The sequence below is a fragment of the Parvibaculum sp. genome (assembly GCF_039973015.1).
Lineage (GTDB): Bacteria > Pseudomonadota > Alphaproteobacteria > Parvibaculales > Parvibaculaceae > Parvibaculum.
In genome coordinates this window covers 90,190-116,887 of sequence record NZ_JBDWLT010000002.1, presented here as the reverse complement: position 1 = coordinate 116,887, position 26,698 = coordinate 90,190, and the positions used below count along the sequence as shown (strand labels likewise).

The 26,698-nt window shown below is 57.2% G+C and carries 30 protein-coding genes and 2 pseudogenes; 14 read left to right on the top strand and 18 right to left on the bottom strand.

Going from position 1 to position 26,698, the window contains the following annotated elements; translation table 11 throughout:
• Positions 1–58: 58 nt before the first annotated feature.
• Positions 59–379, bottom strand: a complete 321-nt coding sequence (locus ABJO61_RS00845) for a hypothetical protein (protein WP_348323545.1) — start codon at positions 377–379, stop codon at positions 59–61.
• Between ABJO61_RS00845 and ABJO61_RS00840 the strand changes: the two genes are divergently transcribed.
• Positions 372–1,037, top strand: coding sequence for a DUF5681 domain-containing protein (locus tag ABJO61_RS00840; RefSeq protein WP_348323544.1), 666 nt, complete (start codon positions 372–374; stop codon positions 1,035–1,037). The genes ABJO61_RS00845 and ABJO61_RS00840 overlap by 8 nt on opposite strands.
• A complete protein-coding gene (gene terL / locus ABJO61_RS00835) occupies positions 1,015–2,541 on the top strand; it encodes a phage terminase large subunit (protein WP_348323542.1) in 1,527 nt (508 codons plus the stop codon). The genes ABJO61_RS00840 and terL overlap by 23 nt, the downstream gene beginning before the upstream one ends.
• 236 nt (positions 2,542–2,777) lie before the next feature.
• Here terL and ABJO61_RS00830 read toward each other — a convergent pair whose 3' ends face one another.
• Together ABJO61_RS00830 and ABJO61_RS00825 are read right to left on the bottom strand one after the other, a co-directional pair.
• A complete protein-coding gene (locus ABJO61_RS00830) occupies positions 2,778–3,080 on the bottom strand; it encodes a hypothetical protein (protein ID WP_348323540.1) in 303 nt (100 codons plus the stop codon).
• Positions 3,081–3,148: 68 nt separating this feature from the next.
• Positions 3,149–4,564 carry a site-specific integrase gene (locus tag ABJO61_RS00825; RefSeq protein WP_348323538.1) on the bottom strand — a complete coding sequence of 472 codons (1,416 nt, stop codon included), beginning with the start codon at positions 4,562–4,564 and terminating at the stop codon, positions 3,149–3,151.
• Between the two features lie 188 nt (positions 4,565–4,752).
• Between ABJO61_RS00825 and ABJO61_RS00820 the strand changes: the two genes are divergently transcribed.
• The 3 genes from ABJO61_RS00820 to ABJO61_RS00810 all read left to right on the top strand — a co-directional run bounded on the left by ABJO61_RS00820 (position 4,753) and on the right by ABJO61_RS00810 (position 6,430).
• The gene (locus ABJO61_RS00820) at positions 4,753–5,292 is read left to right on the top strand and encodes a hypothetical protein (RefSeq protein ID WP_348323536.1); all 540 of its coding nucleotides are present in this window, start codon (positions 4,753–4,755) and stop codon (positions 5,290–5,292) included.
• A gap of 22 nt (positions 5,293–5,314) precedes the next feature.
• Positions 5,315–5,977 carry a hypothetical protein gene (locus ABJO61_RS00815; protein ID WP_348323534.1) on the top strand — a complete coding sequence of 221 codons (663 nt, stop codon included), beginning with the start codon at positions 5,315–5,317 and terminating at the stop codon, positions 5,975–5,977.
• Between the two features lie 225 nt (positions 5,978–6,202).
• On the top strand, positions 6,203–6,430 hold the full coding sequence (locus ABJO61_RS00810) for a hypothetical protein (RefSeq protein ID WP_348323532.1): 228 nt from the start codon (positions 6,203–6,205) through the stop codon (positions 6,428–6,430).
• Between the two features lie 26 nt (positions 6,431–6,456).
• Here ABJO61_RS00810 and ABJO61_RS00805 read toward each other — a convergent pair whose 3' ends face one another.
• The 8 genes from ABJO61_RS00805 to ABJO61_RS00770 all read right to left on the bottom strand — a co-directional run bounded on the left by ABJO61_RS00805 (position 6,457) and on the right by ABJO61_RS00770 (position 12,942).
• Positions 6,457–6,666 carry a hypothetical protein gene (locus tag ABJO61_RS00805; RefSeq protein WP_348323531.1) on the bottom strand — a complete coding sequence of 70 codons (210 nt, stop codon included), beginning with the start codon at positions 6,664–6,666 and terminating at the stop codon, positions 6,457–6,459.
• Positions 6,667–6,796: 130 nt separating this feature from the next.
• Positions 6,797–7,459: a hypothetical protein gene (locus ABJO61_RS00800; protein WP_348323529.1), complete on the bottom strand. Its 663-nt coding sequence runs from the start codon at positions 7,457–7,459 to the stop codon at positions 6,797–6,799.
• Positions 7,460–7,503: 44 nt separating this feature from the next.
• Positions 7,504–8,373 (bottom strand): phytanoyl-CoA dioxygenase family protein, encoded by an 870-nt coding sequence (locus ABJO61_RS00795; RefSeq protein WP_348323527.1) that lies wholly within the window; start codon positions 8,371–8,373, stop codon positions 7,504–7,506.
• Between the two features lie 11 nt (positions 8,374–8,384).
• Positions 8,385–9,038 carry an acyl-homoserine-lactone synthase gene (locus tag ABJO61_RS00790; protein WP_348323525.1) on the bottom strand — a complete coding sequence of 218 codons (654 nt, stop codon included), beginning with the start codon at positions 9,036–9,038 and terminating at the stop codon, positions 8,385–8,387.
• Between the two features lie 134 nt (positions 9,039–9,172).
• Complete coding sequence (locus tag ABJO61_RS00785; protein WP_348323523.1) at positions 9,173–9,898, bottom strand: LuxR family transcriptional regulator; 726 nt, start codon at positions 9,896–9,898, stop codon at positions 9,173–9,175.
• Between the two features lie 656 nt (positions 9,899–10,554).
• Positions 10,555–11,991 carry a hypothetical protein gene (locus ABJO61_RS00780; RefSeq protein ID WP_348323521.1) on the bottom strand — a complete coding sequence of 479 codons (1,437 nt, stop codon included), beginning with the start codon at positions 11,989–11,991 and terminating at the stop codon, positions 10,555–10,557.
• Between the two features lie 3 nt (positions 11,992–11,994).
• The gene (locus tag ABJO61_RS00775) at positions 11,995–12,390 is read right to left on the bottom strand and encodes a hypothetical protein (RefSeq protein WP_348323520.1); all 396 of its coding nucleotides are present in this window, start codon (positions 12,388–12,390) and stop codon (positions 11,995–11,997) included.
• A 321-nt stretch (positions 12,391–12,711) separates the two neighbouring features.
• Positions 12,712–12,942: a hypothetical protein gene (locus ABJO61_RS00770; protein ID WP_348323518.1), complete on the bottom strand. Its 231-nt coding sequence runs from the start codon at positions 12,940–12,942 to the stop codon at positions 12,712–12,714.
• Positions 12,943–13,123: 181 nt separating this feature from the next.
• Between ABJO61_RS00770 and ABJO61_RS00765 the strand changes: the two genes are divergently transcribed.
• Positions 13,124–13,369: a helix-turn-helix transcriptional regulator gene (locus tag ABJO61_RS00765; protein WP_348323516.1), complete on the top strand. Its 246-nt coding sequence runs from the start codon at positions 13,124–13,126 to the stop codon at positions 13,367–13,369.
• A gap of 65 nt (positions 13,370–13,434) precedes the next feature.
• On the opposite strand, the gene ABJO61_RS00760 is transcribed toward ABJO61_RS00765, so the two are convergent.
• Positions 13,435–13,608, bottom strand: a complete 174-nt coding sequence (locus ABJO61_RS00760) for a hypothetical protein (RefSeq protein WP_348323514.1) — start codon at positions 13,606–13,608, stop codon at positions 13,435–13,437.
• 955 nt (positions 13,609–14,563) lie between these two features.
• On the bottom strand, positions 14,564–14,806 hold the full coding sequence (locus ABJO61_RS00755) for a helix-turn-helix transcriptional regulator (protein WP_348323513.1): 243 nt from the start codon (positions 14,804–14,806) through the stop codon (positions 14,564–14,566).
• Between the two features lie 100 nt (positions 14,807–14,906).
• On the opposite strand from ABJO61_RS00755, the gene ABJO61_RS00750 reads away from it, so the two are divergent.
• Positions 14,907–15,503, top strand: coding sequence for a siphovirus Gp157 family protein (locus ABJO61_RS00750; protein WP_348323511.1), 597 nt, complete (start codon positions 14,907–14,909; stop codon positions 15,501–15,503).
• Positions 15,504–15,523: 20 nt separating this feature from the next.
• Positions 15,524–16,366 carry a Rad52/Rad22 family DNA repair protein gene (locus tag ABJO61_RS00745; protein ID WP_348323509.1) on the top strand — a complete coding sequence of 281 codons (843 nt, stop codon included), beginning with the start codon at positions 15,524–15,526 and terminating at the stop codon, positions 16,364–16,366.
• 192 nt (positions 16,367–16,558) lie between these two features.
• On the opposite strand, the gene ABJO61_RS00740 is transcribed toward ABJO61_RS00745, so the two are convergent.
• The 4 genes from ABJO61_RS00740 to gmd all read right to left on the bottom strand — a co-directional run bounded on the left by ABJO61_RS00740 (position 16,559) and on the right by gmd (position 20,965).
• The gene (locus ABJO61_RS00740; protein ID WP_348323507.1) at positions 16,559–16,942 is read right to left on the bottom strand and encodes a VanZ family protein; all 384 of its coding nucleotides are present in this window, start codon (positions 16,940–16,942) and stop codon (positions 16,559–16,561) included.
• A 100-nt stretch (positions 16,943–17,042) separates the two neighbouring features.
• Positions 17,043–18,473, bottom strand: coding sequence for a mannose-1-phosphate guanylyltransferase/mannose-6-phosphate isomerase (locus ABJO61_RS00735; RefSeq protein WP_348323505.1), 1,431 nt, complete (start codon positions 18,471–18,473; stop codon positions 17,043–17,045).
• 275 nt (positions 18,474–18,748) lie between these two features.
• A complete protein-coding gene (locus tag ABJO61_RS00730; protein WP_348323503.1) occupies positions 18,749–19,711 on the bottom strand; it encodes an NAD-dependent epimerase/dehydratase family protein in 963 nt (320 codons plus the stop codon).
• A 192-nt stretch (positions 19,712–19,903) separates the two neighbouring features.
• On the bottom strand, positions 19,904–20,965 hold the full coding sequence (gene gmd, locus ABJO61_RS00725) for a GDP-mannose 4,6-dehydratase (RefSeq protein WP_348323501.1): 1,062 nt from the start codon (positions 20,963–20,965) through the stop codon (positions 19,904–19,906).
• 251 nt (positions 20,966–21,216) lie between these two features.
• On the opposite strand from gmd, the gene galU reads away from it, so the two are divergent.
• The 6 genes and pseudogenes from galU to ABJO61_RS00695 all read left to right on the top strand — a co-directional run bounded on the left by galU (position 21,217) and on the right by ABJO61_RS00695 (position 26,392).
• On the top strand, positions 21,217–22,095 hold the full coding sequence (gene galU, locus ABJO61_RS00720; RefSeq protein WP_348323499.1) for a UTP--glucose-1-phosphate uridylyltransferase GalU: 879 nt from the start codon (positions 21,217–21,219) through the stop codon (positions 22,093–22,095).
• A gap of 41 nt (positions 22,096–22,136) precedes the next feature.
• Positions 22,137–23,459, top strand: coding sequence for a UDP-glucose/GDP-mannose dehydrogenase family protein (locus ABJO61_RS00715; RefSeq protein WP_348323497.1), 1,323 nt, complete (start codon positions 22,137–22,139; stop codon positions 23,457–23,459).
• 347 nt (positions 23,460–23,806) lie between these two features.
• A complete protein-coding gene (locus tag ABJO61_RS00710) occupies positions 23,807–25,147 on the top strand; it encodes a sugar transferase (RefSeq protein WP_348323495.1) in 1,341 nt (446 codons plus the stop codon).
• Positions 25,148–25,252: 105 nt separating this feature from the next.
• Positions 25,253–25,828, top strand: a pseudogene (rfbC, locus tag ABJO61_RS00705) (dTDP-4-dehydrorhamnose 3,5-epimerase).
• Between the two features lie 19 nt (positions 25,829–25,847).
• The gene (locus tag ABJO61_RS00700) at positions 25,848–26,093 is read left to right on the top strand and encodes a hypothetical protein (RefSeq protein WP_348323493.1); all 246 of its coding nucleotides are present in this window, start codon (positions 25,848–25,850) and stop codon (positions 26,091–26,093) included.
• Positions 26,094–26,095: 2 nt separating this feature from the next.
• Entirely contained in the window at positions 26,096–26,392 is a 297-nt protein-coding gene (locus ABJO61_RS00695) for a GDP-mannose 4,6-dehydratase (RefSeq protein WP_348323491.1), read from the top strand.
• Positions 26,393–26,497: 105 nt separating this feature from the next.
• Here the strand turns inward: ABJO61_RS00695 and ABJO61_RS00690 are convergent.
• Positions 26,498–26,698 (bottom strand): annotated as a pseudogene (locus ABJO61_RS00690) (hypothetical protein); the annotation flags it as partial.

Here is a 26,698-nt window from a genome sequence, read left to right as displayed (position 1 = left end):
TTGGCCGCGCGCCGGCAGTCACATGCTGGCTCGCGAAGAAGACCTTCACCTCAAAACCTCATTCGAAACGCAACAGCGAGTACGAGAGCACGTCAATGTCGGTTGTCATCCGCAGCAGCAAGAAAACGAAGACCTTCGGGGAGGAGAGCAAGGTGTCGCCGGCAGAGACTCCCAAGCCCGGCGAAAAGCCCCTTTCCGATACCGGCGCGTCCAAGCCGCAGGCAGCAGCGACCGCGACGCACCATAAGGCGGCGCCCGCGAAAACGCCCTCGACGAAAACTTCGGCGAAGAAGATGTCGCCCCAGAAGACGTCCGCCCAGAAGTCTTCGCCCCGGAAGATGTCCGCGCGGAAGTCTTCAGCGACGAAGACGGTGGCCAAGAAGACGTCAGCAACGAAGACCTGGACTAAGAACACGTCCGTAAAAAAGGCTCCGACCACGAAAACGATGACGCGGAAGCTGTGCGCGACGAAAACGGTGACCCAGAACCCCTCGGCAACGAAGGCGCCCGCGAAGAAGAGGATGGTCCGGGAGAGGAGCCCTGCGGCCAGGGTGACGGGAGATAGAGACGATGAAGCACGGCGGTCACCGCAGAGGCCGAGCGCGGGGGCGGAGCACTCGAGGCAGATGACAGGTGATCGCTCGAGAATGACGGTGTCCGAAGAGGAGGTGGGCTACGGGAAGCCGCCCAAGGCCCATCGATGGAAGCCCGGGCAGTCGGGTAACCCGAAGGGAAAGAGGAAGGGAACAAAGCATCTTTCCACGATCGTACGTGAGCTTGCGGAAAGAAGCGTCGTCGCGCAGGACGCAAATGGAAGACGGAGCCGGTTGTCACGCGCCGAAGCAACGCTTCTCGTCGCCTTCAACAAGGCAACCCTCGGCGATATCCGGGCGATACAAGTCGTTCTGAACCTTTTGAAGGAATATATGCCGGAACCCGAGGCGAGTGACCCCTCAATACCCGACGCAGCCGATCTTCAGGTTCTGAAAGACGCCCAGGCGCTGCAGGCCTTGATTGAAGAAATGGGTGGTGCCTGAGATGTCCGCAAACCACCGCGACAAGGCGGAATCTCTCGCAGCAGCGGCCGTGCGGGAGGGCCTTGCGCTCTTCGTCGCGCGCGCCTTCCGGTATTTGAACGCCGGCGAAGAGCTTGTCTTAGGCGCGCCTATCCTTGCCATGTGCCACGCGCTTGAGGAGGTAAGCGCAGGTCATGAGCGCTTTCTGCTGACGACCGCCCCGCCCCGATTTCTGAAATCTTTCATTTACAGCGTCTGCTACCCCGCTTGGGAGCTTGGCAACAATCCTTCCGAAAGCGTCGTTTGCTTGAGCTATTCGGCCGAGCTTTCACAATCGCTCGCTCATCAATCGCGCCTCATCATGGAATCGGACTGGTACAAGCAGGCCTTCCCCAAAACGCGGCTCGATCCCAAACGTGCCAACCTCGAAGAATTGCGAACGACAAGACGTGGCGTTCGTTTCGCCCGATCGCTCGGCGGTCCCGTCACGGGTATCGGTGGAAACAAGCTCGTTGTCGACGATTCCATCAGCGCAGGCACCGTCCAGTCAGAAGCGGAGCGCCTGGCCCTCCACCACCGATACGCCAATGTGCTCCCGAGCCGCCTTAACAACCCGAAAAAGGGCGCCATGATCATTGTCTCACAACGTCTTCATGTGGACGACCTTCCGGGACGGCTGATCGCCGAGGGAGGTTGGCGACACTTGAACCTCTCGATGACGGCGCAAAGGGATGAAGAGATTCCGATCGGGCAAGGAAAGCGTTGGCGTCGCGCCGCAGGCACGCTGTTGATGCCGGAGCGGTTTGGCGAGGAAGAAATCGCGCGCATCAAGAAGCAAATGGGGCAGGCCCAGTATCAGGCGCAATATGAACAGAACCCCGAGGCCCCGGGCGGCGCCTTGTTCAAGCTTGCGGATTTCGGTCGCTGGGAGCCCGGCAAGCTCTACAAACGCAATGTAGAGCAGGTCGTGATCTCCTGGGACATGGCGATGTCCGCAGGCGAGGGAGCGGATTACTCCGCGTGCACCGCATGGGCGGTTGTCGGCGAGAATATTTACCTGGTGAAAGCCTTCCGGGAGCATTTGAGCTACACCGATCTGATGGAGGAGGTGATCGAGGTGAACGACTTTTATTGCAAGTCCGTTCCTCAGCCAGTCACGATCATCGAAAACAAGGCTTTGGGTATTCCGGTATTGGAAGACCTGGGACGCCGCGGGTACAACTGGGTTGTGCCCATGCCCACCGAAAGAGACAAGGTAACGCGCGCCGCCCAGCAGAGCGCCAAGATCGAGGCGGGCCGGGTTTTTCTACCCACCGCGGCCCCGTGGCTTGCGATGTTCGAAGATGAAGTCTCGCGGTTTCCACATGGGTCGAGCGATGATCTGGTCGATACCATGACGCACGCCTTGCGCTTCATTGAAGAAGGCTATGGACATCCCCTGATGCGGAAATTGTCGATGCACGACGATAAGAGATCGCGTGCATACTTGATTGGCGGGCGAGGTGGTATCCGCGAAATCTGCTGACACGACCATGCGTGTTTCAAGGAAGCAATCAAGGGCGGGGCGGGCCGGAGAACACAAGCCCACCATCAAGTTAGGCAGACCGAAACGATCCTGGCAGAGCCGGGAAGAACGGCGCTTTAGGTGCCAGGCCCGGTGTTGCGCGATGACCTCGCACCCCAAGCTCGTTTTGCCGGAGCCCGAGATGTCTCACCCGAGATCAAATTGGAGAAGCGAAAGCACGGTCTTTACAGCTTCTCTCAAGACCCCGGCTTTTTGGATTTCCTGATGTTCTGGACCGCGACGATTACATCGACGAAACCAAAGACCATAAATACGAAGCCAAGGCCGATGCCCCTCATCAAATAGGAGAGGTAGATAAGCATGATGGCAATCATGAGGCTGAAGGCGCTATGCGGTGAGATGCTATAGCCCTTGATGGTGACCAGCGAGGGCACGGTGCCACCACGCGCACGGGTGCGGTCCTCGAGCCAGACAAGGAGGACGGGACCGCAGGCAAGGGCCATCCCCATGATCAGGATCATCCATTGGTCGCTCGTCATCGCCCCTCTCAAAGCCGTCTCTATCAAGCCTTTTTCCACCTTACACGAAAGACGCTGAGACGAACCCCTTAGATTCGGCCGATAGGCCTCCATCGGGGTGGCGGGTTCTCCTTGAGCCTCCTGAACCAGCGCGCCGTCTTACGGACCTCGGCGGCCGTCGCCTCGATGCGTGGTGAGAGCCGGCGCACCTGGTCTACGGCAAACTCCGCCGAGACATGTCCATAGGTCTTGATGATTTGGGTGCAGTCGGCATGTCCCAATTGATCCGCCACCACAAAGGGCGAGACGCCGGCCATGATAAGCCCGCTCGCATAGGTATGACGCAGCTCGTGGAAGATAACCGGCGGCTCGAGACCCGCCTCGACGGATGTTTTCCTCATGAGGTAGCAATACCCCCTGTGGCCCCAAGGCTCGCCATTGCTCTTGCGGAAGATTGGGTGCTTCTCGCCAAGCCCATGCGTCAGGCGCTCGAAGAATGAAATCGCTTCATATGAAAGAACAACGTTGCGGCTCCGCCGCGTTTTCGTCGCATGCACGAAGAGCGTGCCGGATTCGTAGTTGAAGTTGGAAGGCCGGAGTGCGAGCAGTTCACCGGAGCGGCATCCGGTGAAAAGGGCGCCCAGAATGAGTTTACGGAGGTCGGAGGGCGAGGCCGCCAACAAAGCTTCTACTTCATCATAGCCGAGAATCCGCTGGCGCGCCTTGCGGACGCTTCTATAGGGCAGAAGCCGCCGCCACTCGGTATCGTCATCGATCCGCCCGTCACGCCAGGCAAGGTTGAGCGCCGCCTTCAGCGTGATCAGCACACTGTTTGCCCTCAACTTCGCCTTCCGGTCCGCCTCGCCGTCATTGCAGACGATGGGCTGGTTATTCGCCCTTCTTACAAAATTAGAAGCGTCAAGCGGCCGCGTGCCAAGAGACTGAAACCATGCCTTGAGATATTTGATGTCGAGTTCCGCACAGGGAAGCGACGACAGATCTCCGACGATATAGGCATTCGCGTCGGCGACCGCCGACCGGTAGGCAGAAAGAGCACCGTTGGTTCGCTTTTCCTCAAGGTAGTCCCTCAAGGCATGACCGACCGTATAAACCTCGCCGATCGGGCAAACGCGAAGTGCATGCGGGAGCAACTCCAGGCGGCGGGGTGCAAAGAATGCCCGCAGGTCTTCCTTGAGAACAGTCCGGGTCTTGTCGAAGGCCTGCATATAGGTGAGGACGGTTTCTCCGTCCGCGGGCTCGAGATCGTCGGCTCGCCCGATCGCCCGCGCGAGAGAACGGCCGTCGAGGCGAACTTTGATGAACCACATGCCCCCGCGAAGGCGTGGTCTATAGGCAAGCGCGCCACCGCCCTCAAATTTTACGAGATAGAAATAGCCCGTGGGTTGAAGCTTCAACCGCTTTTTGGGGTCTGAAAGCAGGTCCGCAAGTGGCGAAGATTCAGCTACGGTCGGCTGGGCGTCTTGCGGGCCTTTCTTGCCGGACATCCGCCGTTCTCCTCTGCCAGCTGTGAACTCGGTGTTGTAGACTGATCTTTACCCGGAACCGGCGTTGCATTGAGGGCCGTTGTGGCACTCGAATGTCGGCGAGAGCGAGAGATCGTTTGAATCGGGGGTGTTGATTTATTGGGTAACCGGCCATCATAATAATCATTCAATCGATGAGCGGGGGCTCCATGAATAGATTTTTACGCATCATTCTGGGGGTGATGCTTGTGATCGGCGTGACTGCATGCGCTCAGCGGCCGTCGCAAAATGTCTACAACTACGACGAAGTCGGAAAATCGACTGCCGTGTCATTTGGCACCGTCGTCTCAAGTCGCCAAGTTGACATCACAGGACAGAATACCGGCGCAGGAGCTCTGGTTGGGGCTGGCGTCGGGGCTGGAGCGGGCTCTTATGCGGGATCTGGAAGCGGGTCGATCTGGACGGCAGCTGCCGGTGCCCTCGTAGGCGCTGCCATCGGTGCCGCGGCAGAACAAGCCGCCGCTGACCGAACCGGCATAGAGTATATCGTTGTACTTGAGAGCGGTGTCACAATGACGGTCGTGCAAGACATCGGTAAGAAAGATGTTGTCATTCCGGAGGGATCGCGCGTTATCGTCCAGAATTCCGGCGGATATCAGCGCGTGCTACCCGCTTCCAATCTGCCGACCGAGATGGCCAGGCCTCAAGGCATCAAACTCGTCGACCCGCCGTCGGACACGGCCAACTAGTTCAGCGAAATCCGGGGGGATAATGAAGATATCTTTTCATTACGCCGTCGTCATGATGGCCTCACTTCTTGGCGCATGCAGTGCAAATGTTTCCGTTTCCGCGCCGCAAATTTCACCAACCGACTTTGCCTCGCAGAGCAAGACACCTGGAAAATATGCCGTCTGGCTGCAATCAGGGGCTTGGGTGTCCACCGTCGAGGCAAAGGGCCACACCTGCAGTGCATGGACATTCCCCACTGACTTTGAGCAGGCTTATCAGCAAGCTGCGCAGACCGCCTTCGCGTCTTCGTTTCAGGAAGTGACCTTTACGCCCAAGACGCTTCAGCCTGCCGAGATCGAAGCACAGAATTTCGACGCTCAAATCATCGTATATGAAGGCAACATCAAGGGTGTCTTCGGCGTCATTCCGGGGTTCTGGACCGGAACGCTCGAGTCGGAAGTCGGCATGGACGGCATTGTCGCGGTTATCGGTCCCGAAGGGCTCCAAAGCCAAGGGTCGGCCAAAGGACACGGCTACGGGACGAAGGAAGCCGTTATGGGCTGTGATGCTGCAGCGGATGCAATCATCAAGGCTGGAAGCGCGGCCATCAAAGATTTCGTTGTTGATGCCGTGAACGCCGCAAAGCTGAATGTCATGGAAGTGAAGATGAAGACTCAGATGCAAGCGGCTGCACCATCGAGCTGATCCGCCCGAGGGCCACGCCGCTCTTCACCCGATTTTATGATCTCCAAGAACAATTGTCCGCTGCGCGCGGCAAGGCTGCGGCCTGCGCTTCCTCTTGTTGCGTGAGGGCTTAGCGTCAAAAGTGGACCTTATTTTCAGAAGTATATTCAACCTTAACGATTAAGTTGACCTCGGCTTAGAAGTTCCCGCTTTAGGATCATGCTGCTGTTCCGAAAGGAGGGTAGCATGAACCGGGATGTTAAGGACGGCGCCGGATTGGGTGCCTTTGTCCTATCGATAAATCTCCTGTTTCTCCTGACGCAGAAGGGTACGATTTCGGAAACGGAAGCGCGCGAAATTGTCGACTTGGGGCTCCTGAACCTGGAAGAGCAAGAGCGAACCGCCAGTTCGTCCATGCAAGGTGCCGTGAGAGCGGCGCGTAGCCTGTTGATAGAAATCGCGAACAGTCTGTAGCTCTGTTTGGCGTAGAATGTCGCTTTTCATTGCAGCATCGTGCTCCTCAGGGCTTTCAGTTGCTCGAAAGCTGTCCCGATCAAGCGGCGAATGAAAATGAGATCCTCGAAGGGAACATCGCCCTCGATCGAGGCCAGCCGCGTCTGCGCAAAAAGCAGGTCAGTTTCCGTGTCGCTGAGACGCTGCGGCACGCTCACCTCCGCAACATCATCATCCTTTTCCCTGCGGCCAGACATCACTTGCTCCCATTGCCAGGGCATTGTTGTTTGAAGTCTTCGATAGATGGCTAAACGACAGTTCCGGCGCAGGGTATCAAGCCGCCGGGGCAGCTTGATACCTTGCTTGTCCAGGCGAAACCCGTTCTTCCTAGCGAACAGCACTCAAAGCTTCGTATTTGTTCCCCCGATACACGGGCGGCACCGAACATTGGTGTTCTTCGGCCCTTGGCATGCCGCGGCTGGTCAGCCTGCGCAAGGACTGCAGTTCTTTTTCCCGGACGGGTATCTGGACGCAAACCACAAACTCGTCCTCCACCTTGATTGGGAAACTCAGCGCGTGGACAGGAAAGCCGATCGAAAGCAGCGTCGAGAAGAACGGCGCCTTGAGGATCGAGATGAAGTATTCCGAACGCTCCTCCACTGCGAACTCATAGAGTGCGCGCAGGAGTTCGTTCACGCGATGGGCGAGCAGGACCTTCTCGTCCTCTGGATAGGTGACAATGAACTCGACAATGTCGAGAACATCGGCGCCGAATGGAAACTTCTTGAACTGCTTCATGAATGCGAAATGGTCCGACGCGCTCGCCGTCGACTGATCGCTGCGCATCACCGTTACCGCGCCGACCGCCTCACCCTCTTCATACATGATGAAATGAAGATAGCGCGAGTTGGCAAAGTCCTGTGTAAGTGGCGCTTTCGCGGTGAGCCGGAATATGCCCGTGCCCTTCTCGACATTCCACCTCAGGGTCTCAAGGGCGGCCATCTGCGCCAAGTGGAGGTGGGCGGTTTCTTCCTGAATGATTTCAATCATGAGGTATTCCTTCCTTGCGTATGAGATGGAGGCTGTCGCAGGTGTTATCCGAGACGTTGCTGGAGCAGCTCTTCCTGCTCAGGCGTGAAGTAGTCGCGTGAGCCGAAGCGCGTGGGGCGCCTGGGCTGCAGCGCCTCTGCCGGGTCTTCGCATTCGAAAAGCCCGAGATTCGGCCGGTGAACGGCGTAGCCGATCAGGTTCTGGACTTCAGGCGGCAGGTATTTCGCGATCTCGGGCGGATAGGCGAGGTACTGGTTCTCGGCCTGCCGCAGCCAGCCGAGGTTGTAGCCAAAGACAAGACCCGGCCTCGGCGCGGACGAGTTGTTGGCGCCGCCTGCATGGATAAGCGACCCCCGGTAGATCAGGACGGACCCCTTTTTCATTTCCGCCTGGATCACCTCGTGCGGTTCTGGCTCGCGCGCCCGGTCCCATTTGTGACTCCCCATGACGAGCTGGGTGCCGCCATTCGTCGTGGTGAACTCATCAAGCGCCCAGAGCGCATTGACCATGCGTTCGCCGGTAAAGCCCTCGCAGGGGAACATTTCATCGTCACGATGAAGGACCTGGGCGGGCTCACCGGGATGGATTGAGATCGCCTGCGAGATGTTGAGCTGGAACCTCTCGCAATATGGGCCGAGCAGCCCTTGCATGGTCTGCAGGATCAAAGGGTGTGCGAGGAACTGGCAGGCGCTCGGCGACTTCCGCAGGATCGAACCGAGCCTCTTGGTCTGATAGCCGAAGAAACGGCCCTCCCCGAACTCGGCCTTCTGGAAATAGGACCCGAGCTCCGCCGCGACCAGATCGATGGTGGCGCTGGGCAAGAGTCCCTCGATGACGACGCATCCGTCGGTCTCGAGGATCTGATCGATGAACGCCTGCGGCATTGCCGCAGGAACTGTCTTCAGGTTTGTCATGAGAATTTTCCTTAAGCGGAGAGAGCGGAGATTGCTTCCCGCGCCGAGAGGGGCGCCCCCTGCAGCGAGAGCAACCGCGGCTCGCTATTGCCGGTGAAGCGGTAGAGGCAATCGAGCGTGCGGGGAACGACCGGAATGACGACCGCAAGATGCTCATCGCTGCCCTCTCCAGCCGGAAAGCCTAACGGGTAGATGCCGCTGCCCGTATGCTGCAAAAGCTCGAAGAACCGGGTCGGCATGACCGCCGTAAAACAGTCGAGCTTTCCGGCGAGGCCGAACTCCATCGCCGCGCAGAGAAGATCGAAGCTGTAGCGGTTCTTCCGGAAGGTCTTCCCTCGCCCTGGCAAGACCACGAGCCGTGTCACGTCGAAGACGCGCTCTCCGGCCGGCGGCGCCCGGAACTGAACGAGATGAGGAAATATCTCCGAGGTAAGCGTGGGCCGGTCCGCCTTGTTGAGCCGGATCGCCGCGACCACTTCATCGCCTTCGCGAATGCCGATATAGACGGCGTTCGGCCCGTCGAAACGGTCGCTTTCCCGACCGCCAGCCGAGGTGAGGCCCTCCCATTTGAGGTCCTTCACGAGCACTTCGTAGCGAAGTGCTTGAATCTGCTCCATTTCATCGGCATAGAGCGCGGCATTTGCCGCATTTATCAGGAAGATCATTTGGTGCTCCCCCGTTTTCCTGTTGGAGCAGGATCGGAGCACGGCGCCGGTGACGGGCTCTATCCTCCGATCAGGGGAGAGACAGGACCGGTCGAGCGCGCATTGTCAGATGAAGGGCAGCGCGCCCTCCGTGACTAGCATTGGATCAGGCCGAAGCGTGCGGAACGCACGACGGCCTGGATGCGCGTCCCAACCTTGAGCCTCCGCTTTGCGTTCTCGATATGCGAATGAACGGTGGTCTCCTTGATTCCGAGGATTTGCGCAATCTCCCAATCGGTCTTGCCCTGTCCTGCCCATTCCAGGCACTCCCTTTCGCGCGGAGTAAGTGAAAGCAATTCGCTGTCGGGGAGCTCCTGGGGAGCGGCCAATTCCTTGAACTTCGCATGCATGTAGAGCGCAATGAGGTGCATTGCGGGAAGCGTCTTTGGGTCCTGTTCCACCCTCTCGCCCGCGAAAGACGCGATCGCAATATTGCCACCGAGACTCGGCAAAATATGCGTAAAGCCCTCATGAAGGCCGAAATCGCAGCCTTCCTTGAAGACGATCTCGCTCTTGCGATTGAGCAGACGGTCGGCCACAAGACGCTTCTCATCCCAACAGAAGCCCTCCCGGTCATGGAAAAGCTTCAGATGGACGGGGTCTCTAAAGACGTACTGCCTCTCGACATAGCGGTTCGTCCATTCCTCCGGAAAGGTTCCCGCGAAGCTTTCCCCGGCCTCCGGCCTTAGTTCCCCCAACGTGAAATGGTGAACCCCGAGCCCCGGCAGAACGAGCTGCAGAAGCGACATTAGCTCTTCAACCGTCGTAACCTTTTGCACGTCCTCAATAAAGCGCGCCGTTTGGTCTGTAATGAAGTCCATCCGCATTGCCCCCCGCCCGCAGCATTCAAATATTCATGATGCCTTTCGTGCAGAAGACGGTCGAGCGCCGTCGCCCCAACCCACTACCCGGGTGAAAGGGGAAGCGACGTTTCGGCTATCCGAGATACAATCAAATTGCCTGTTGTAGTTGCGAACCGCACCACAAGTGGTTGTGGTTGGGATACAACGTAGGCGGACGGAATTTGCAGTGAAACTGAGCGGGTCCGCCTTGTGCCACTACCCCTCGTATGTCCGGACAGCCGGCACCTCTTTACTTAGGGCACTTTGCAGACGTTGAAACGCTCCGCACTTTCTCTCGGAGTCCGTAGCAAGGCTCTGCGCTTTTCGTGCAACATTCGGAGATAATTTCGGCCGTCACCATGTTTCACGGCAGGCTCAACGATTTCTACCGTAGGTGACCGCGAATAGTTGTTTGCTATGGATGAAGAAGGCGCTTTGCCCGAGAAAGGTGACACCTCTGCGGAATAGGGCGCTCCACCAGCCCTGCCGCGGCCGACATTTAGTTACCCACAGGTTGTTGCAAGAGGGCACGGATTTGAGATTTAGACCTTCGTGCATTCTGGGCGAGCGTATCGACAGACCACAGCTCCTAACCGGAGGCTCAGGGAGAGTTTTCTCTCTGCGTCCCTCGCCGCTCACTCCGCCTTCCTCGCTATAAATATGAGCCCCTCATTGTCGTGGAAGGCGAGCGCGCCGTCAGCGCGGAGGAGGAGATATTCGCCAAAGTCGTTGGCATCGTCGGTGACGATGTCAAAGCGCCGACCTGCGCTTGCCTTCCGTTCTGTGAGGCGCTGCTCCATCACCTCGCCATTGGCGAATGTGCGGGTGAGGACGGCACCGCCGCCCATCTCGCGGATCACCATGAGGCTTTTGACGTAAGGCCGATCATCTCGCCACTTGCCGATGACGTCGCCGCCGCTCCCGGCAGCTTCTGCGGCCTTGCCGAGGCCAGAGGTGTCTCTAAGCCCCAGTAACTCGGGCGGCTGTCCGCGCTCGAGATGAAGCGAGGCCCAGGCACCCGCTCCCTCGACCATCTGCGGCAGGTAGAAGTCAACATAGGTGCTGCGGTAGCGAGGTGCTTCGGCCTGCAGGAGCTTGCCGATCTCGATGATACTCGCTTCATCGATCTCATCTGAGAGGCGAACAACAATCGAGCGTCTCGCATAAGGGAGTGCATCGGCTTCCGTGACCGTGAGAACGGCCTCAGGGAGTGCACCCTGATCATCAGTAGGCGCCGCCTCCGCCCCGGTGGGTGTCGTCTCGCTTGCCGCTGCCGCCTCCGCCATCGCAAGACCTGCTTGCTGCACGGATGGCGTTGCGGATTCACCGCCTGCGCCGCCAGACGCCCCCTCGTCTGCCACAAAGAGCATGATCAGAAAGGGCCACCCCAGAAGACAGGCGATCACGACAAAGGCAGGCCGCTTCCACAGCGGGGGCTTCCCGGGGCTTGCGGCGGCGGTGGCTCCCGCCGCCACCTTAGCCCCCGCCCCGCTCCCTTGAAGTGCTGAGTCAGAGGACCCCTGCAGTGAGGCATGAGCCTGAGCGGCAGAGCTGTCGCCCATGGGAGTTGCCGTGGGCGTTCCCGCAGCCGCTCCGGCCACCTCTGCCATCGAAAGGGGGACAGGCGTGATCCCTGGTGATGTGGCCCCCTGAGGCGTTACCCCCTGCGGGGCCAGCCGCCCCTGGCGGATGGCCCGGCCGAGCCCGGTCTCATCGGCGATATAGGCGGGAAGCTTGAGCTTGGTGCCGCCGCTTCCGATGATGACGATCCGCTGGCCGTTGTTCTTGATGCTCTCGACCTGGGAGAGCGCGATCTCGTCCACCCGGGGCCTGATCCAGCCCTGCTTGTGGATCACCCGCTGGTTCGTCACGACGATCCTCCGGAGCCCGCGCTCGCTATAGAGCCAAACCCCTAGGAACAAGATGGCGAGCAGGATGCCGGGCCCAGTGAGCACCCCCACCCCGAGGCCGATCGCGACTGCCATTGCCTCGTAGAGAACACGCATCGCACCGAAGCGCCCCCGGTAGACCACAACCTCGCCCGGCCCAATCAGATGCTCGATCCCCGCCATGGCTCAGGCCCCTGCCCTGGCACAGGCATCCGCCGCGGTGGAGCCTGTGTAGATGAAGCGAAGCTCGTCATTCTTGAAGAGGGTGAAGAAGGTCTCGCGGCCCGTATAGCCGCCCATGCGGTTCTTGGCGTTCACTGTCCCACAGACGATCCAGCCGAACTCGAGCTTGCTGCCGTAGATTGGGTTCTCCTGCGTATACCCCCTGACCGGCGTCCCGAAGGTGTAGAGCGGGCTCGTCGGATCGATAAGGCGCTCGGCGTACCAGTCCTTGATCACCTGCTGGTGCCCCGGTCCCGGCGGTGCCCCGTGATCCGCGTTCCTCAGTTGCTCCGCCGTCGGCGGCGTACCGCAAGACAACAACATCAGACATGCCGCCATCAGAATTAAGAGCCTGCTCAATATCATCCCTCCTTGCCTTTCCTTGGGCCTGATCATCCCTTTCTGCGCCTTGGCCACCCAAGGCAGCACTACGCATGTTTCCAGGGCATTGACGCTCAGCATTGGCGGCAAGTCCAGAAAAATGTGACTTATAGTCTGTAGATGATTAGTGTTCAGAAAGACAAGAGAAGGACCAACGCCCGGCACGCCAGATACCTGGCAACACGCAGGCGCCACGCGTCTCGATAGTGGTTTTTCTGTCCGGTGTAGTCAGGCGCAGCATGAGATTCGCGTCAGAAGAGCGACGGCTCTGGAGGCAGCATCAGGTCGATTTATTGGTCTCTATTGCTCTGAAGACGGGATCTCATTCTGCGGCTTTACAAGCTGCCGGATAGTATCTGCAACAGCGCCGATGTCCTCCGCCGCTCTCGCAAGCTGCCGCCCGCAAAGAGATGCTGTCTTGTCGTCCAGGTCAGGTGCCTGCCCCGTCATTGCCGCCTCGTGCGCGCGCTCCAGAACATCACTCGCAACGGCAAAGAGCCGATTCAGAAGATCTCGCTTTTCTTCTTCCACAGCGTACTTCCCTGACCTTAGACATACTCACCCATCGGGGCACCGTTAGTACCGCTTCGCATGAGCAAGAAGTCCAGTCGAAAGTAGAACGTCCGATCACGCTCAGGACCGACGCAAGCCTTCTCGCACCTGGCAAAACCAGCAAAAGCATAATGTGACTTATAGGCTGTAGTCTAATCGTATGCACAGGCCTCCGATTGTCCTCATGGAAATCAGGCGGCGACTCGGACTCAACGTCCAACGATTAAGACGCGACAAAGGCTGGTCGCAGGAGGAGTTTGCTTTCGAATGCGGCCTTCATCGCACCTATGTAAGCGGCATCGAGCGAGGTGTGCGCAACCCGACAGTTACAATTCTTGAGAAGATCGCAAAGGCATTGGGGGTAAGCCCGGGTACTCTTCTCGAGAACGCACCGAAGCGCAAATAGGCAAAAACCGCAATCGCGAGAAACTCGTGCCGGCGCAAGAGAAGGCCGTCCGGCCCAGGACGGTGTTAGCCGATCTTGTCCCAAAGCAAATCCAAAAATGCCGCAACCAATGCCATGAGAAGAATCGTGGCACCCGCAAGCAAGGTCGCCCTTCCCGTCCGCGGAAATGCGGGAAAAGCCAAAGCCCCCATTGCGGAGATGAGAAATCCCGCGAAAGTAAGGTAGAGAAGTCCGACCATAACGCGCGAGCTCCTACCTTGGCTGGCAATAAACAGGCATTGGGAGAGAGAGAGCGTTGGGCTGTTCAAACCGCGCATACCGCCCGCCGGAGTAGCGCGGGCAGTCCCGGGCGAGCCCTTCGGAAATCAGCATCTGCGCGACGTCGCTTCCATCGAGATAGCATCGGCCGACTTGCCGATCATAACTCGTCTGCCCGCTGAGCTCGCAACGCAGTTCGCGCCCATTGAGGTTTCGCTGCATAAAGCGCGTAGCCACCGCCCCCCCCAGGTTCATGGCTTTCAGGCGCCGCAACGCCAGACAGCCTTACTTTGGTACCTTTGATCCGAAGCGTGTCTCCATCGATCACGTAAGCCTCGCCAAGGACGACGGATGAGGAGCCGGCCGAGGGGACGGTGACGTTTGCGGGCCACTCCGCAAAAGACGAAATGCCGAAATATACGAAAAGAAGCAAAAGCACTGTGGCGATCACGACCTGCGGTAATTTCGCAGCAATCCGCCAGCCAGCGCGTCTTCTTCTGGCCACTTGCCATCCCCTCCAAAAGATGCCGTCTAATCACGGGATCGGGTCTGTTAAGGTCGCCCAAAAAAACGATCTCTCCGATAGAGCCGGACCCAGCGACAGATCATTCTAAAAACAGCCACATGTGAAGCCGTCTCTGGAAAATAAGAACCGGTCTCCATTGGCGTCGAAGCGAAAGCCGGGCGAAAGGTCCCCTCTGCAAAACAGATTAACTTGCAGAGTTCTCCACTGAAAAGCAGTTTGGTCCCAACCGGCGACCTGCCACCCGGCCCCTCGCTTTACTCCCGTGAAACCGGGCGCGGCGCTCCCTTTTGGGACCCCTGTCAACCAGCGAATGTTCTTCTGTCCCCGCAACTCCCTGCACCACCACAACAGCAACCAGATTTCTCTTCTTCTGGTTGGATGAAGAATGACGGGGATATCGGGGACAAGTTTTATGAGGTCGTTCTGACGCGGACTCCCGGACCCCCGGATTGATCCGCAGGCAGAAAGATGATGCCGGCCGCCTCCAGCACCTGCTGCACTTGCCAGAGATTGCTTGCATGCCCCGTCGCGATCCCGTCACCACGCTCCATGCGCTGCAGGGTCGATCGGCTAAGGCCACTTGCGTCGACCAGTTCATCGCGGGACCAATCGAGAAGGCCCCGGGCCGCGCGAATCTGAGCGGAATATATCATGAACGACCCTTTTTAAATCGAAAACGAGTTGTTTTGAGTTGACTCTTTTGGACAGGATGGCACATTTCCATTCGAAACTGAATAAAAAGGGGTCAAAACCATGAGCCAAACAGATATTTCGCTACCAGTGACACCGGACGTCCCAATCACCGAGGCACCTAACGCGGGCCCCGCCAACAACGAACACGCACCGCTTCCTCCCGCCCTAGCGGCCGAATTTCATGCCCATACCTTCTTGAAAGAGCGACTTCTGGCCGATTTTCCGGATCTCGATGACGAAACGCTATCGGACACGCTGGAAGGCGAGACGGGGCTCAATGAGGCACTTGCCACCATCCTTCGGTCGCGAGAGGAGGACCTGAGTCTGATCATCGGGCTAAAGTCGCGCTTGGAGGCCCTCAAGGCGCGCTTGGACCGGTTTCAGGACCGTGCCGAACGCAAGCGGCGGCTAGTCGCAGATGTGATGTCCCGTGCCGACATCAAACGGATTACCGAGCCCGATTTTACCGTATCGCTGAGAAGCTCACCTCCCGGCGTCGTCATCGAGGACGAAACGCGGATCCCTTCAGACTATTGGAAACCGCAACCGCCAAAGCTCGACCGCGCCACGCTCGGCGAGGCGCTGAAGGCGGGGTCGCGCGTCGACGGCGCGACTCTCGGCTCCCCGAAGCCCTCAATCAGCATCCGGATCGCGTAAAGCCAAAAAGGAGAAACCCGATGGCCTTCACCCTAAAGCAGAGAAAATCCCTAGAGACGGCGCCACCTTCCGATGCCATCAAAACGAGGGAGGAGAACGGTACCATCCTGTCCTATTTGGAAGGTTGGTATGTAATTCAGCAGGCCAATCACATATTCGGTCCTGAGCACTGGGATCGGGTCACGCTCACCGCACAAATCGTTTGGCAGGGCCGTTACGATGGCAAACCCGCCTGCACCTATACCGCACGTGTTCGCCTTTGCATTCGTACGAAAGACGAGACAATCGTCCGCGAAGGAAGCGGTGTCGGCCACGGGCTGGGGGCGCACTTGGGAGAAGCGCATGGACAAGCACTGAAAGCCGCCGAAACCGATGCTACAAAACGAGCTCTGGCGACATTGGGGACGCCCTTCGGGCTAACGCTCTATGACAGCCTGCCCCGAACGAAGGCTCGTTCTGAGGCCAACGGCAAGCCGGCCAGCGAAAGTGCAGCGAAGCCAACGAACAGCCACGCCCAAGCGAGACCAGTCGCACCCTGGATCGTGAGGAGTGCCAACGGCGAGGCCATTGGAGCCTATTCAAGCCCGGTCCTGGGTTGCTCGAGCCTCCGCCGCGCAATCGACCAGACCACCGATCCCGCCGTGCTGGAGGGTTTGTACGCAAACAACAGGCGGTTCCTAGCACGCCTTTCTCTGCAGAAGCCCAATCTGCGCGATACCGGCGAGCGACATTATTCGGAAATACTGACCGCCCTTTATCAAACAAAATTGAAGCGACTCTCAGACGCCTCCGGGAATCGCGCGCCAGCACCAGTCAATGGCAACAACCCGGTCCGTCTTTCCGATCGCATCCCGGCGGACTAGACCGTAATATTTGATCGCATGTCAGCACACCAACAAGGCCACCAACTTTCCGGCTTTAGCACTCGACGTCGGACGAGACGTCAGTAGAAAATGAGACCCTCGAAAGGGACCCTACCCTGCAAAACGACCAGATGAGATGTGCACCACAGACGGCTACGCCGCGCCAGTTATCGAGGTTTTTTGGCAATCACACTAAGCCTGTGTGTGCGTCGTTAGCCGTTGCCAAATATAGGACCAAGCCAAAAAGCCACCCAGAAAAATTCCGAGCGCGTTGGCGAGTAGGTCTCCGTATGACGCTGTCCTGCCGGGTATGTAGGCCTGTACCAGCTCCACGGCGCCACTGCTTACAAAAAGGAGCACCGCGCCGATGAGGCAGGCCTGTCTGTGGCGCAAGGCAAGCACGGACACAGCCGCCAGGATCGCCCAAGCAGTCATGTGCACGAATTTATCAAAATGGGAGAAGAGGTTCGGAGGCCCCAGCTCGGTCGATACGGATCCGAAGAGGATAAGAAGATAGAGGGTGACCGCCACGAGCACAGCAAGAGACCGGAAAAGGGGAAATTGCAGAATGAACATGGAACACCTTAGAACGGCCCCTCTGCCCCGGCGTTGACAGTCGAATCCTGAATGCGGGTGATTTCCGGTGGAGCACACATGAATCCGGTCGAGAGAAACATTATTCTGCCGCAGGCTTCTTCACCTCGCGGCCGTAGACGTCGTCAAAACGCACGATATCGTCCTCGCCTAGATAGGAGCCCGACTGCACCTCGATAATACTGAGCGGCTCGCCCCCTGGGTTCGAGAGGCGGTGTGTCGTCTCAATCGGGATATAGACGGACTCGTTTTCCTCGAGAATCCGGCACTCCTTGCCCACGGTGACTTCGGCGCGGCCTCGCACCACCACCCAGTGCTCGGCCCGGTGATGATGCATCTGAAGCGAAAGCGATGCGCCCGGATAGACGAGCAAGTGTTTCACCTGATGGCGCTCACCTTCGTTGATGGACTCATAGTAGCCCCAGGGCCGATGAACGCGCTTATGCGCATGGTGCTCGGTGCGTCCTGCGGCAGCCACACGCTCGACGATCTTCTTCACATCCTGTACGCGATCACGCGAGGCAACGAGCAGAACGTCGCCTGTGTCCACGATAACGAGGTTCTCAACGCCGATCGTTGCGGTAAGGCCTGCCTCGGATCGCACGAAGCAGTTTTTTGTATCCTCAAGGATCACATCGCCGCTGACGACATTTCCCGTCTCGTCCTTCTCGCCGATCTCCCAGAGCGCCGACCACGAACCGATATCGCTCCAACCCATGTCGACGGGCACGACCGCTGCCGAAGACGTGTGTTCCATCACGGCGTAGTCGATGGAGTCCGAAGGACACGCGGAAAAGGAGGCCTGCTCGAGCCGGAGAAAATCGAGATCGCGCGTCCCCTTGACGACCGCTTCGGCGGCACAGGCCGCAATCTCCGGGCAACGCGCGCGCATTTCCTCGATGATGGTGTCTACTCGGAACATGAATATGCCGGCATTCCAGTCATAACCGCCATCGTAGAGATACTGGCGCGCCGTATCGACATCCGGCTTCTCGACGAAACATTCCACCGCATAGGCATCCCCACCGGGAAGCGCCTCGCCCCGTTTGATATAGCCATAGCCTGTTTCGGGGCCCGTCGGCAGCACACCGAATGTAACGAGCTTGCCCGCATTGGCGAGTTCGGCGCCCCGCACAATGGCAGCGTGGAAGGCATCTACATTCGCGATGTGGTGATCGGCCGGAAGGATCAGCAGTAGTCCCCGGGGGTCCCGCGCCTGGACGAAGGCCGCAGCGGCAGCAGCCGCAGGCGCCGTATTGCGGCCCACCGGTTCCAGGATATGAGCGAGCGGCGTAATGCCCGCTTCCTGCATCTGTTGCGCGATGATGAACCGGTGCTCGTCGTTCGAGACGATGAGGGGGGCGGCGAAGTCTTTACCCACGACGCGAATGGCCGTCTCGAGCAGCATGGCTTTTTCGGAGACGAGAGGCAGCAGTTGCTTCGGGTAAAGCGCGCGCGAGGTAGGCCAAAGCCGCGACCCGACGCCGCCCGAAAGTATCACAGGATAGATCATCGCTTTCCGCCCCACGGAATCTGCAATTGGCGAACGAAGCAATCACATTAAAATCTAACGCTACGCAAACCAAATCTCATTCTTTAGCGGACTTCTAGGTTAATTTGCCGCAACAAGGCTTATCCGGGCGAGCCATGAAAAAACCAACTCCGCGCCGATCATCAAGGTCCCGCACCTGATCAATTTCAACCCAACGCTTATTAGTCAACGTTTTGCCTGCGGATGTCTATGAGGCAGATCAGCCAAGCATATTCATCGTTCCCAAGCGTATGGGCTCATATGTGGTATTGCTTGTACCAGTCGACAAATCGAGTCAGCCCGGCCCTGATATCAGTCGATGGGTTGAAGCCGACATCCCGCTGAATTCTCGATATATCCGCATATGTACGAATAACATCTCCCGGTTGCATGGGTTCGAAGCGCCGAACCGCTTTAACTCCAACAATATCCTCCAGCACATCGAGAAAATGCATGAGATTCTCAGGCCGATTGTTGCCGAGATTATAAATTTGATGCGGTGGTGTGCCTTGAGGAGGATGATCCAGAACCGCGACAATCCCCTGCACGATGTCATCAATGTAGGTGAAGTCGCGCCACATCTCACCATTGTTGAAAACTCTAACCGGTTTTCCCTGAAGTATTGCCTCAGTGAAAAGCCAGTACGCCATGTCCGGTCGCCCCCAGGGACCATAAACCGTGAAAAATCTCAGCCCCGTCTGCCGAATTCCGTAAAGATGAGCATATGCATAGCTCATCAGTTCATCCGACTTCTTTGTCGCCGCGTAAAGAGACACGGGATGATCGACGTTGTCATCCTCACTGAAAGGCACTTTCTCGTTTCCGCCGTACACGGAACTTGAAGACGCATAGACCAGATGATCCAGGTCACCGAGATTCCGACACAATTCGAGAATCTCCAGATGCCCAACAAGATTGGACTTCACATACGCTCGGGGATTATCCAAAGAATATCGAACACCCGCCTGCGCCGCGAGATGAACGACTTTACTTATTCTCGTTCCATGCAATGCCTTGGGAAGATCGAGCTGAGAAATGTCGCCTTCGATAAAGGTAAAAGCTGCACATTCATTCAATAGGCTGAGGCGTGCCCTTTTCAATCTCGGATCGTAATAAGGATTCAGGTCATCAACGCCGACCACCTGTTCGCCTCGCGCGACCAAATATCGGCATAGGTGGTATCCAATAAATCCTGCTGCACCAGTGACAAGGATTGTCATGCAAATGTCCGAGCTTGAAGAAGAAAGCGGAGATTTAAGACGCAGGCCTATACAAAACCAACTTTCAATCCGGCAATACAAAGCAGGAAAGCCAAAGGATCAGAGCGCCCTCGGTTTACATCTCTTTGCCGAGCCACCCGCGCAATCGCCAGCAACAAGCCAGCGCCTACTCTGTCAGCCGCCTCTATGTCCTCAGACTCGCGACATCCCGGCACTTGCAAGACGCTGAAGATCCGATTCCACCATCTCGACAACCAGCTCCTTGAAGCTGGTTCTGTGCGTCCAGCCAAGCTCGTCTCGCGCTTTGGAGGCATTGCCGACGAGCGAGTTTACTTCCGCAGGACGATAATACTGGGGGTCAATCTCAATGAGCACCTTACCGGTCTTCCTGTCGATCCCTTTCTCGTCAAGCCCCACCCCGTTCCATTCGATAGGTCGGCCCACAACGTCGAAGGCGGTTTTAACGAAGTCCCTCACGGAATGCTCCTCACCCGTGGCGAGTACATAATCGCCCGGCGTGTCCTTCTGCAGCATGAGCCACATCCCCTCGACGTAGTCACGCGCGTGCCCCCAATCGCGTCGGGAATTGATATTTCCCAGATAGAGCTTGTCCTGAACCCCATGGCAGATAGCAGCAACCGCTCGCGTTATCTTTCGGCTCACGAAATTCTCGCCGCGCTTGGGGCCTTCGTGGTTGAAGAGAATGCCGTTCGAAGCATGGAATCCATAGGCCTCGCGATAATTCACCACAGTCTGGAATGCGAAGTGCTTTGAGATCGCATATGGACTACGCGGACGAAACGGCGTGGTCTCGCTCTGAGGTGTTTCCTGAACATTGCCAAAGAGCTCCGAGGTCGACGCCTGATAAAAGCGTATGGACTCGCCCATATCGAGAAGGCGAATAGCTTCGAGAAGCCTCAGAACGCCGGTCGCATTCACATCCGTCGTGTATTCGGGCTTGTCGAAGCTCACCTTGACATGGCTTTGGGCTGCCAGATTGTAGACCTCGTCAGGCTTTACCTCTTTCAGCACACGGAACAGACTTGCCCCATCGCTCATGTCGCCAAAGTGCATCCGAACCTGCGAGGTCGCATCCTGCTCTTCTTGATAGAGATGCCCGATACGGTCTGTGTTCAGCGAAGATGAGCGGCGCATAAGGCCATGGACTTCATAGCCCTTCGAGACAAGGAGACTGGCCAAATAACTACCATCCTGGCCCGTAATGCCGGTTATCAATGCGACCCGCTTGGTCATCCCAGATGCTCTCCTGCTTTCGCATGACGAAAGGCCGTTCCTTAAGCGGACGGCCTTTCAACCTATCGCATACAAAACCGCGAAAACACGGCCCTGCGCGCGCCTCTAGATACATGGATTTTACCGGTACGGAAATACTCACCGAGCATCTCACTTGCTCACAAGATCAATGCGTGCCAAAAATCAGATCTTGGGAACGAATTAGTGCCTAATATTAACAACTTAGCTCCTCCATTGGGGTGATATCCGACATGTTCCGAAAGCCTCGTAAAGCCGTCTTCCCAGTGGCGGGTCTGGGAACCCGCTTTCTGCCCGCCACGAAGGCCGTGCCGAAAGAAATGCTGACCGTCGTCGACAAGCCGGTCATTCAGTACGCCGTGGAAGAGGCGGCAGAAGCCGGCATCGAGCATTTTGTTTTCGTGACGGGGCGCGGCAAAGGCGCCATCGAGGACCACTTCGACCTCGCCTATGAGCTCGAGGCCACTCTGAAAGCGCGTGGCAAGACGGCGGAGATCGAACTGCTGAAACCAAGTCGCCCGGCCGCAGGTGCAGCAAGTTTCGTCCGCCAGCAGGAGCCCTTGGGTCTCGGTCACGCGGTTTGGTGTGCCAGAGACATTGTCGGCGACGAGCCCTTTCTGCTCGCCCTCCCCGACATGCTGGTCCATGGCGCGCGGGGCTGCTTTACCCAGATGATGGAAGTCTATGAGCATCACGGCGGCAACGTGATCGCCGTGGAAGAAGTGCCCCACGAACATGTGAGCCGCTACGGGGTGGTCGCCCTGAATGAAAAGTTTGACGACCGTACGCATAGCATCACAGGGATGGTGGAAAAGCCGAAGCGAGAAGACGCACCCTCCAATCTGATCATCTCAGGCCGCTACATTCTGCAGCCTGAGATTTTTGCAAAGCTCGAGATCCAGGAGCCTGGCGCTGGCGGTGAGATACAACTTACTGATGCCATGATTGCGCTAATCGAAGATCAGGACTTTTTCGCCTACCGTTTTGATGGAACAACATATGATTGCGGAGACAAGATCGGATTCCTCTCCGCAAATCTGGCCTTGGCGCTCGATCGCCCGGATATCGCTCCGAAGTTCCTGCCTCTCGCCAAATCGTTGCTTCAACAATGATAATACGGTCCCCGGTCCCCACTCATTAAAGAGATACCCCGATGAAGGTCGCGATGATTGGCACAGGCTATGTTGGCCTGGTTTCAGGAACATGCTTTGCCGAATTTGGCCATGATGTGGTTTGCGTCGACAAGGACGCCTCGAAGATTGAACGTCTCGAGAAAGGCGAAATTCCGATATTCGAGCCGGGGCTCGATGCCTTGGTCGAGAGCAATGTTGAAGCCGGGCGGCTCTCCTTCTCGACCAACCTGGCGACGGCTATAAACGGAGCCGAAGCCATATTCATCGCTGTCGGCACACCGAGCCGACGCGGCGACGGCCACGCTGACCTCACTTACGTCTTCGCCGCAGCGGAGGAAATTGCGGATAATCTCCACGGTTACGCCGTTGTCGTAACGAAATCCACTGTGCCTGTCGGCACAGGCGACCGGGTCGAGGCGCTGATCCGCGAGCATCGCCCTGGATTGGATTTCGACGTCGTATCCAATCCTGAGTTTTTGCGCGAAGGCGCCGCCATTGAGGATTTCATGCGACCGGATCGGGTAGTAGTTGGCACCGATTCCGGACGCGCGCGCGACATCATGAAGAGGCTCTACCGTCCGCTTTTCCTGAACGAGACGCCTGTTCTCTTCACAAGCCGACGCACCTCGGAACTCACGAAATATGCCGCCAACGCATTCCTGGCGACGAAAATCACATTCATCAATGAGATGGCTGATCTTTGCGAGGCAACCGGAGCCGATGTTCAGGACGTCGCACGCGGTATCGGCCTCGACGGCCGCATCGGCAAGAAGTTCCTTCATGCCGGCCCGGGTTATGGCGGATCCTGCTTCCCGAAAGACACAAAAGCATTAGCGCAAACCGCCACCGAATTTGGCGCGTCCGTTTCCATTGTCGATGCGGTGATCAAAGCCAATGATGCCCGCAAGAAGCGCATGGCCGACCGTATTGTAAAGGTTCTCGGGGGGAGCGTCAGTGGTAAGCGCATTGCAATTCTGGGCGTCACGTTCAAGCCTAATACCGACGATATGCGCGACGCTCCCAGTCTCGACATCATACCCGCCCTTCAGGAGGCAGGCGCCGCTGTAGCGGCTTTCGACCCCGAGGGCATGCACGAAGCAGAACACTTGATGCCGGATGTTACCTGGGCCGAGGATGCTTATGCTCCGATGGAAGGAGCCGATGCGCTGGTCATTCTCACAGAATGGAACGAATTCCGCGCGCTCGACCTCAAGCGCATCAAATCATTGCTGCTTCGCCCGACAGTGATCGATCTGAGGAACATCTATCCGCCGGAAGAAATGGCCAATGCCGGCCTTTCTTATTACTCCGTCGGACGGACCGCCGTTATGTCCCGACCTTGAATTGCGGAGAATGACTCCGCGCTCAAGGCATTGGCATCACTTTAGATCGTTTTCTCCCCCCACCCTAGGGGCCTTTACGGTTCAGCCTCCCATATATGGGGGTCGCCGCGCCTCCCGAAGAACAATGAACGACAGCTCTTCGAAGCCGTCGTCTAGCCCAAATAACCAAACTTAGCACTTCAAATTTACTCTAATAAAAAATCAATACGAATGACATATTGCCTACCGGTTGGATTTGGTTTTTCTTTGTTTTTCAAAACCTACGACGCACCCAATTGAACAGATGCCTTCTTCAAATGGCATGGGTAAGGAGGCAGCGTGCTCGCGCTTAGTGCTGCAAGAGGAACATGCTGAACGCAAAGTCCGAAATCCAGAAAGATACATTTGAACCCGCAAGTGACAACCTGTCGGAGAGATCATCAATTTTGACAGAGATGTTTCGGAAAGCTCTGTTCCGGAATCGCGTTCAATTAGTGGGCGGCATTCTTTTCGCCATTGGCACTCCGTTGATCTTTCGGTTTGGGTTTGACCAACTCCCGATCAACTCCTCGGCTCTTTCCAATACGATTGTCGGATCGATTTTTGCCTTAACGTGCGGCTTTTTCTTCTTTCGGCGCCTCATCGACTATCCGGGAACGGAAGGCATTGCCTATGCGATCCCGATTTTTGCGGTGACGTATGGAGCTACCGTCATAGTCTTTCTTTTTCTCCGTCTTGACTATAGCCGCTATCTGCTCGGGGCGAGCTACTTCCTTACTGTGGTTTGGTTCACATGCATTTCAATTGGCATGGTACGTCTACGGACACTCCGCATCGGGATTGTTCCCGGGGGGTCGGCTAACGCACTGCTTTCTCTGCCCTCCGTGAAGTGGCGCGAGATTCGGGAGGTCTCTGAACCAACAGAAAACTTAAACGCAGTTGTCGTCGATCTCGACCACAGCTTTCCCACGGAATGGGAACGCTTTATCACAGAGACTGCAGTCTCGGGCACACCGGTCTTCGACGTGAAGCATTTGCGCGAAACACTGACCGGGCGCTTGGAGATCGAACACCTCTCGGAGAACACTCTCGGCTCTCTAAATCCGGACCACATGTATTTGAGGGGAAAGCAAGCAATAGATCGTGTGCTCGCGCTTCTCGTAATAGTGTTGTTGGCGCCATTCTTTGCGATCATTATACTAGCAATTCAGCTAGACTCTCCGGGGCCAGCGATTTTTCGTCAGAAAAGAATGGGCTATAGGGGGAGCATTTTTACTGTTTATAAGTTCCGGACCATGCGCGCAGAGCAAGTCGGAAGTGTCGATGACAGGGACCGCGCCATCACCAAAGCTGAAGATGATAGAATTACACGTCTTGGGCATTTCTTGAGACGCACCCGCATCGACGAGTTGCCACAAGTTTTGAATATTCTCCGTGGCGAGATGAGCTGGATCGGACCTCGTCCGGAAGCCGTCCCCCTTTCCATGTGGTACGAAAAAGAACTTCCGTTCTATCGATACCGTCACATCGTCCACCCCGGCATTTCTGGCTGGGCTCAAGTCATGCAAGGACATGTAGCATCAACGGATGAAGTTCTGGAGAAGCTTCATTATGATTTTTACTACATCAAGAATTTTTCACCTTGGCTTGATATCTTGATTGTTCTTAAGACGATCCGCACAATCCTCACGGGATTTGGTGCGAAGTAGGTTTGGCTTCGGAAGTGCTGTGCGCAACTGATAGAGCTTCGCCGCATTGATTTCTTAGGTATTTGGCAAATGCTGCGACTGAAACCTCATGTGTGTGAAAAATGAATGATCACCGTTCAGTCGGCCTCAATACCCGCCGTCAAAATCCTTACGCCACGGCGTCATGGCGATGCGCGGGGCTATTTCTCGGAAAGCTATAACCGCCGAGCCCTGGCGGATGCCGGAATCGACATCGATTTCGTGCAGGACAATGAATCTCTTTCCGCCGAGGCAGGCACAATCCGGGGACTGCACTTTCAGGCACCGCCATTCGAGCAGACAAAGCTTGTCCGGGTTCTGACCGGCGCGGTCCTCGATGTGGCGCTGGACCTGCACGCTGTCTCCCCAACCTATGGCCAGCACGTCGTTGTGCGTCTGAGCGCCGAGGAAGGCAACCAGCTCCTGATTCCGGGCGGTTTCGCCCATGGGTTCTGAACTCTGGTCCCTGATACGCGTGTCTTCTACAAGGTTAATCAGAATTACTCGGCAGCCCATGATGCAGGCCTGTTCTGGAACGATCCCGATATCGGCATCGAATGGCCGGGTTTGTCCGAAAGCGTCGTTCTTTCGGAAAAGGACAGCAAACTGCCCGCTTTTGAGGGTTTCCGAAGCCCGTTTGAATATCAAACCTTGCAAGCCTAGCCTGGGGGCCAGTCCGGGCGTGAGTGGGGGAAGCTCAGATGCGAGTCATTGTGACGAGGGAACGGGCTTTATCGGCTTAGCGGTTATCCGGCGGATAATCGACGACACAGATTTCGAGGAGCTCAACCTCGACCACCTAACCTATGCGGGCAACCCGAACTCTATTGCAAGCATTGAGGGAAATGACCGCTACCATTTCTCCCGGACAGATATCAGGGACATGCCCGCCGAGCGTGAAGCCATGAGGGTTTTCGACCTGATCTGATCATGCACCTCGCTGCGGAGACCCATGTCGATTGCTCGATCGACGGTCCGGCGGATTTCATCCTGACCAATGTCGTGGGAACGGCGAACCTGCTCGAGGCCGCACGCGCCTACTGGATTGGTCTCGACAAGGATGCGAAGATGCGCTTCAGGTTTCACCACGTTTCGACCGACGAGGTCTTCGGGTCGCTCGGCTCCGAAGGCCAGTTCAGCGAATCAACGCCCTACGCCCCCAATTCACCCTACTCCACCTCAAAGGCCGGTTCGGACCATCTGGCACGAGACCGTCGTCACGAGTAAATGCTCTTCTCGATGAACTTGTGCTGGGCTCTCCTCATCGCCCCCATTCCAGCCTCATTGCCTTCGTCACCGATCGTCCGGGTCATGATGCTCGCTATGCAATCGACGCATCGAAGATCGAACACGAACTCGACCAGCGCCGATGATGCCTTCCACGTCGGTCTCCATGATCAGCTGCAGCACGGCTTCGGCAATGCCGCGCGGAAAGCCGCCCTGATCGTGCTTGGCCAGAAGCTGGAGACCCGCAACAACCTCGCGGTCTCGTCGATTTTGTGATTCACTTGGCCTGTCGTGATTTGGAGGCAG

Excerpts from the sequence above, each read along its gene's own strand:
- ABJO61_RS00805 (WP_348323531.1), bottom strand. The coding sequence starts at position 6,666 with ATGTCTGGCCGCAGGGAAAAGGATGATGATGTTGCGGAGGTGAGCGTG.
- ABJO61_RS00815 (WP_348323534.1), top strand. The coding sequence starts at position 5,315 with ATGAAGATATCTTTTCATTACGCCGTCGTCATGATGGCCTCACTTCTT.
- ABJO61_RS00795 (WP_348323527.1), bottom strand. The coding sequence starts at position 8,373 with ATGACAAACCTGAAGACAGTTCCTGCGGCAATGCCGCAGGCGTTCATC.
- ABJO61_RS00800 (WP_348323529.1), bottom strand. The coding sequence starts at position 7,459 with ATGATTGAAATCATTCAGGAAGAAACCGCCCACCTCCACTTGGCGCAG.
- ABJO61_RS00830 (WP_348323540.1), bottom strand. The coding sequence starts at position 3,080 with ATGACGAGCGACCAATGGATGATCCTGATCATGGGGATGGCCCTTGCC.
- ABJO61_RS00740 (WP_348323507.1), bottom strand. The coding sequence starts at position 16,942 with ATGTTCATTCTGCAATTTCCCCTTTTCCGGTCTCTTGCTGTGCTCGTG.
- ABJO61_RS00810 (WP_348323532.1), top strand. The coding sequence starts at position 6,203 with ATGAACCGGGATGTTAAGGACGGCGCCGGATTGGGTGCCTTTGTCCTA.
- gmd (WP_348323501.1), bottom strand. The coding sequence starts at position 20,965 with ATGACCAAGCGGGTCGCATTGATAACCGGCATTACGGGCCAGGATGGT.
- ABJO61_RS00695 (WP_348323491.1), top strand. The coding sequence starts at position 26,096 with ATGCACCTCGCTGCGGAGACCCATGTCGATTGCTCGATCGACGGTCCG.
- ABJO61_RS00785 (WP_348323523.1), bottom strand. The coding sequence starts at position 9,898 with ATGGACTTCATTACAGACCAAACGGCGCGCTTTATTGAGGACGTGCAA.
- ABJO61_RS00715 (WP_348323497.1), top strand. The coding sequence starts at position 22,137 with ATGAAGGTCGCGATGATTGGCACAGGCTATGTTGGCCTGGTTTCAGGA.
- ABJO61_RS00750 (WP_348323511.1), top strand. The coding sequence starts at position 14,907 with ATGAGCCAAACAGATATTTCGCTACCAGTGACACCGGACGTCCCAATC.
- ABJO61_RS00760 (WP_348323514.1), bottom strand. The coding sequence starts at position 13,608 with ATGGTCGGACTTCTCTACCTTACTTTCGCGGGATTTCTCATCTCCGCA.
- galU (WP_348323499.1), top strand. The coding sequence starts at position 21,217 with ATGTTCCGAAAGCCTCGTAAAGCCGTCTTCCCAGTGGCGGGTCTGGGA.
- ABJO61_RS00755 (WP_348323513.1), bottom strand. The coding sequence starts at position 14,806 with ATGATATATTCCGCTCAGATTCGCGCGGCCCGGGGCCTTCTCGATTGG.
- ABJO61_RS00820 (WP_348323536.1), top strand. The coding sequence starts at position 4,753 with ATGAATAGATTTTTACGCATCATTCTGGGGGTGATGCTTGTGATCGGC.
- ABJO61_RS00765 (WP_348323516.1), top strand. The coding sequence starts at position 13,124 with ATGCACAGGCCTCCGATTGTCCTCATGGAAATCAGGCGGCGACTCGGA.
- ABJO61_RS00790 (WP_348323525.1), bottom strand. The coding sequence starts at position 9,038 with ATGATCTTCCTGATAAATGCGGCAAATGCCGCGCTCTATGCCGATGAA.
- ABJO61_RS00780 (WP_348323521.1), bottom strand. The coding sequence starts at position 11,991 with ATGGCGGGGATCGAGCATCTGATTGGGCCGGGCGAGGTTGTGGTCTAC.
- ABJO61_RS00745 (WP_348323509.1), top strand. The coding sequence starts at position 15,524 with ATGGCCTTCACCCTAAAGCAGAGAAAATCCCTAGAGACGGCGCCACCT.
- ABJO61_RS00730 (WP_348323503.1), bottom strand. The coding sequence starts at position 19,711 with ATGACAATCCTTGTCACTGGTGCAGCAGGATTTATTGGATACCACCTA.
- ABJO61_RS00825 (WP_348323538.1), bottom strand. The coding sequence starts at position 4,564 with ATGTCCGGCAAGAAAGGCCCGCAAGACGCCCAGCCGACCGTAGCTGAA.
- ABJO61_RS00710 (WP_348323495.1), top strand. The coding sequence starts at position 23,807 with ATGCTGAACGCAAAGTCCGAAATCCAGAAAGATACATTTGAACCCGCA.
- ABJO61_RS00735 (WP_348323505.1), bottom strand. The coding sequence starts at position 18,473 with ATGATCTATCCTGTGATACTTTCGGGCGGCGTCGGGTCGCGGCTTTGG.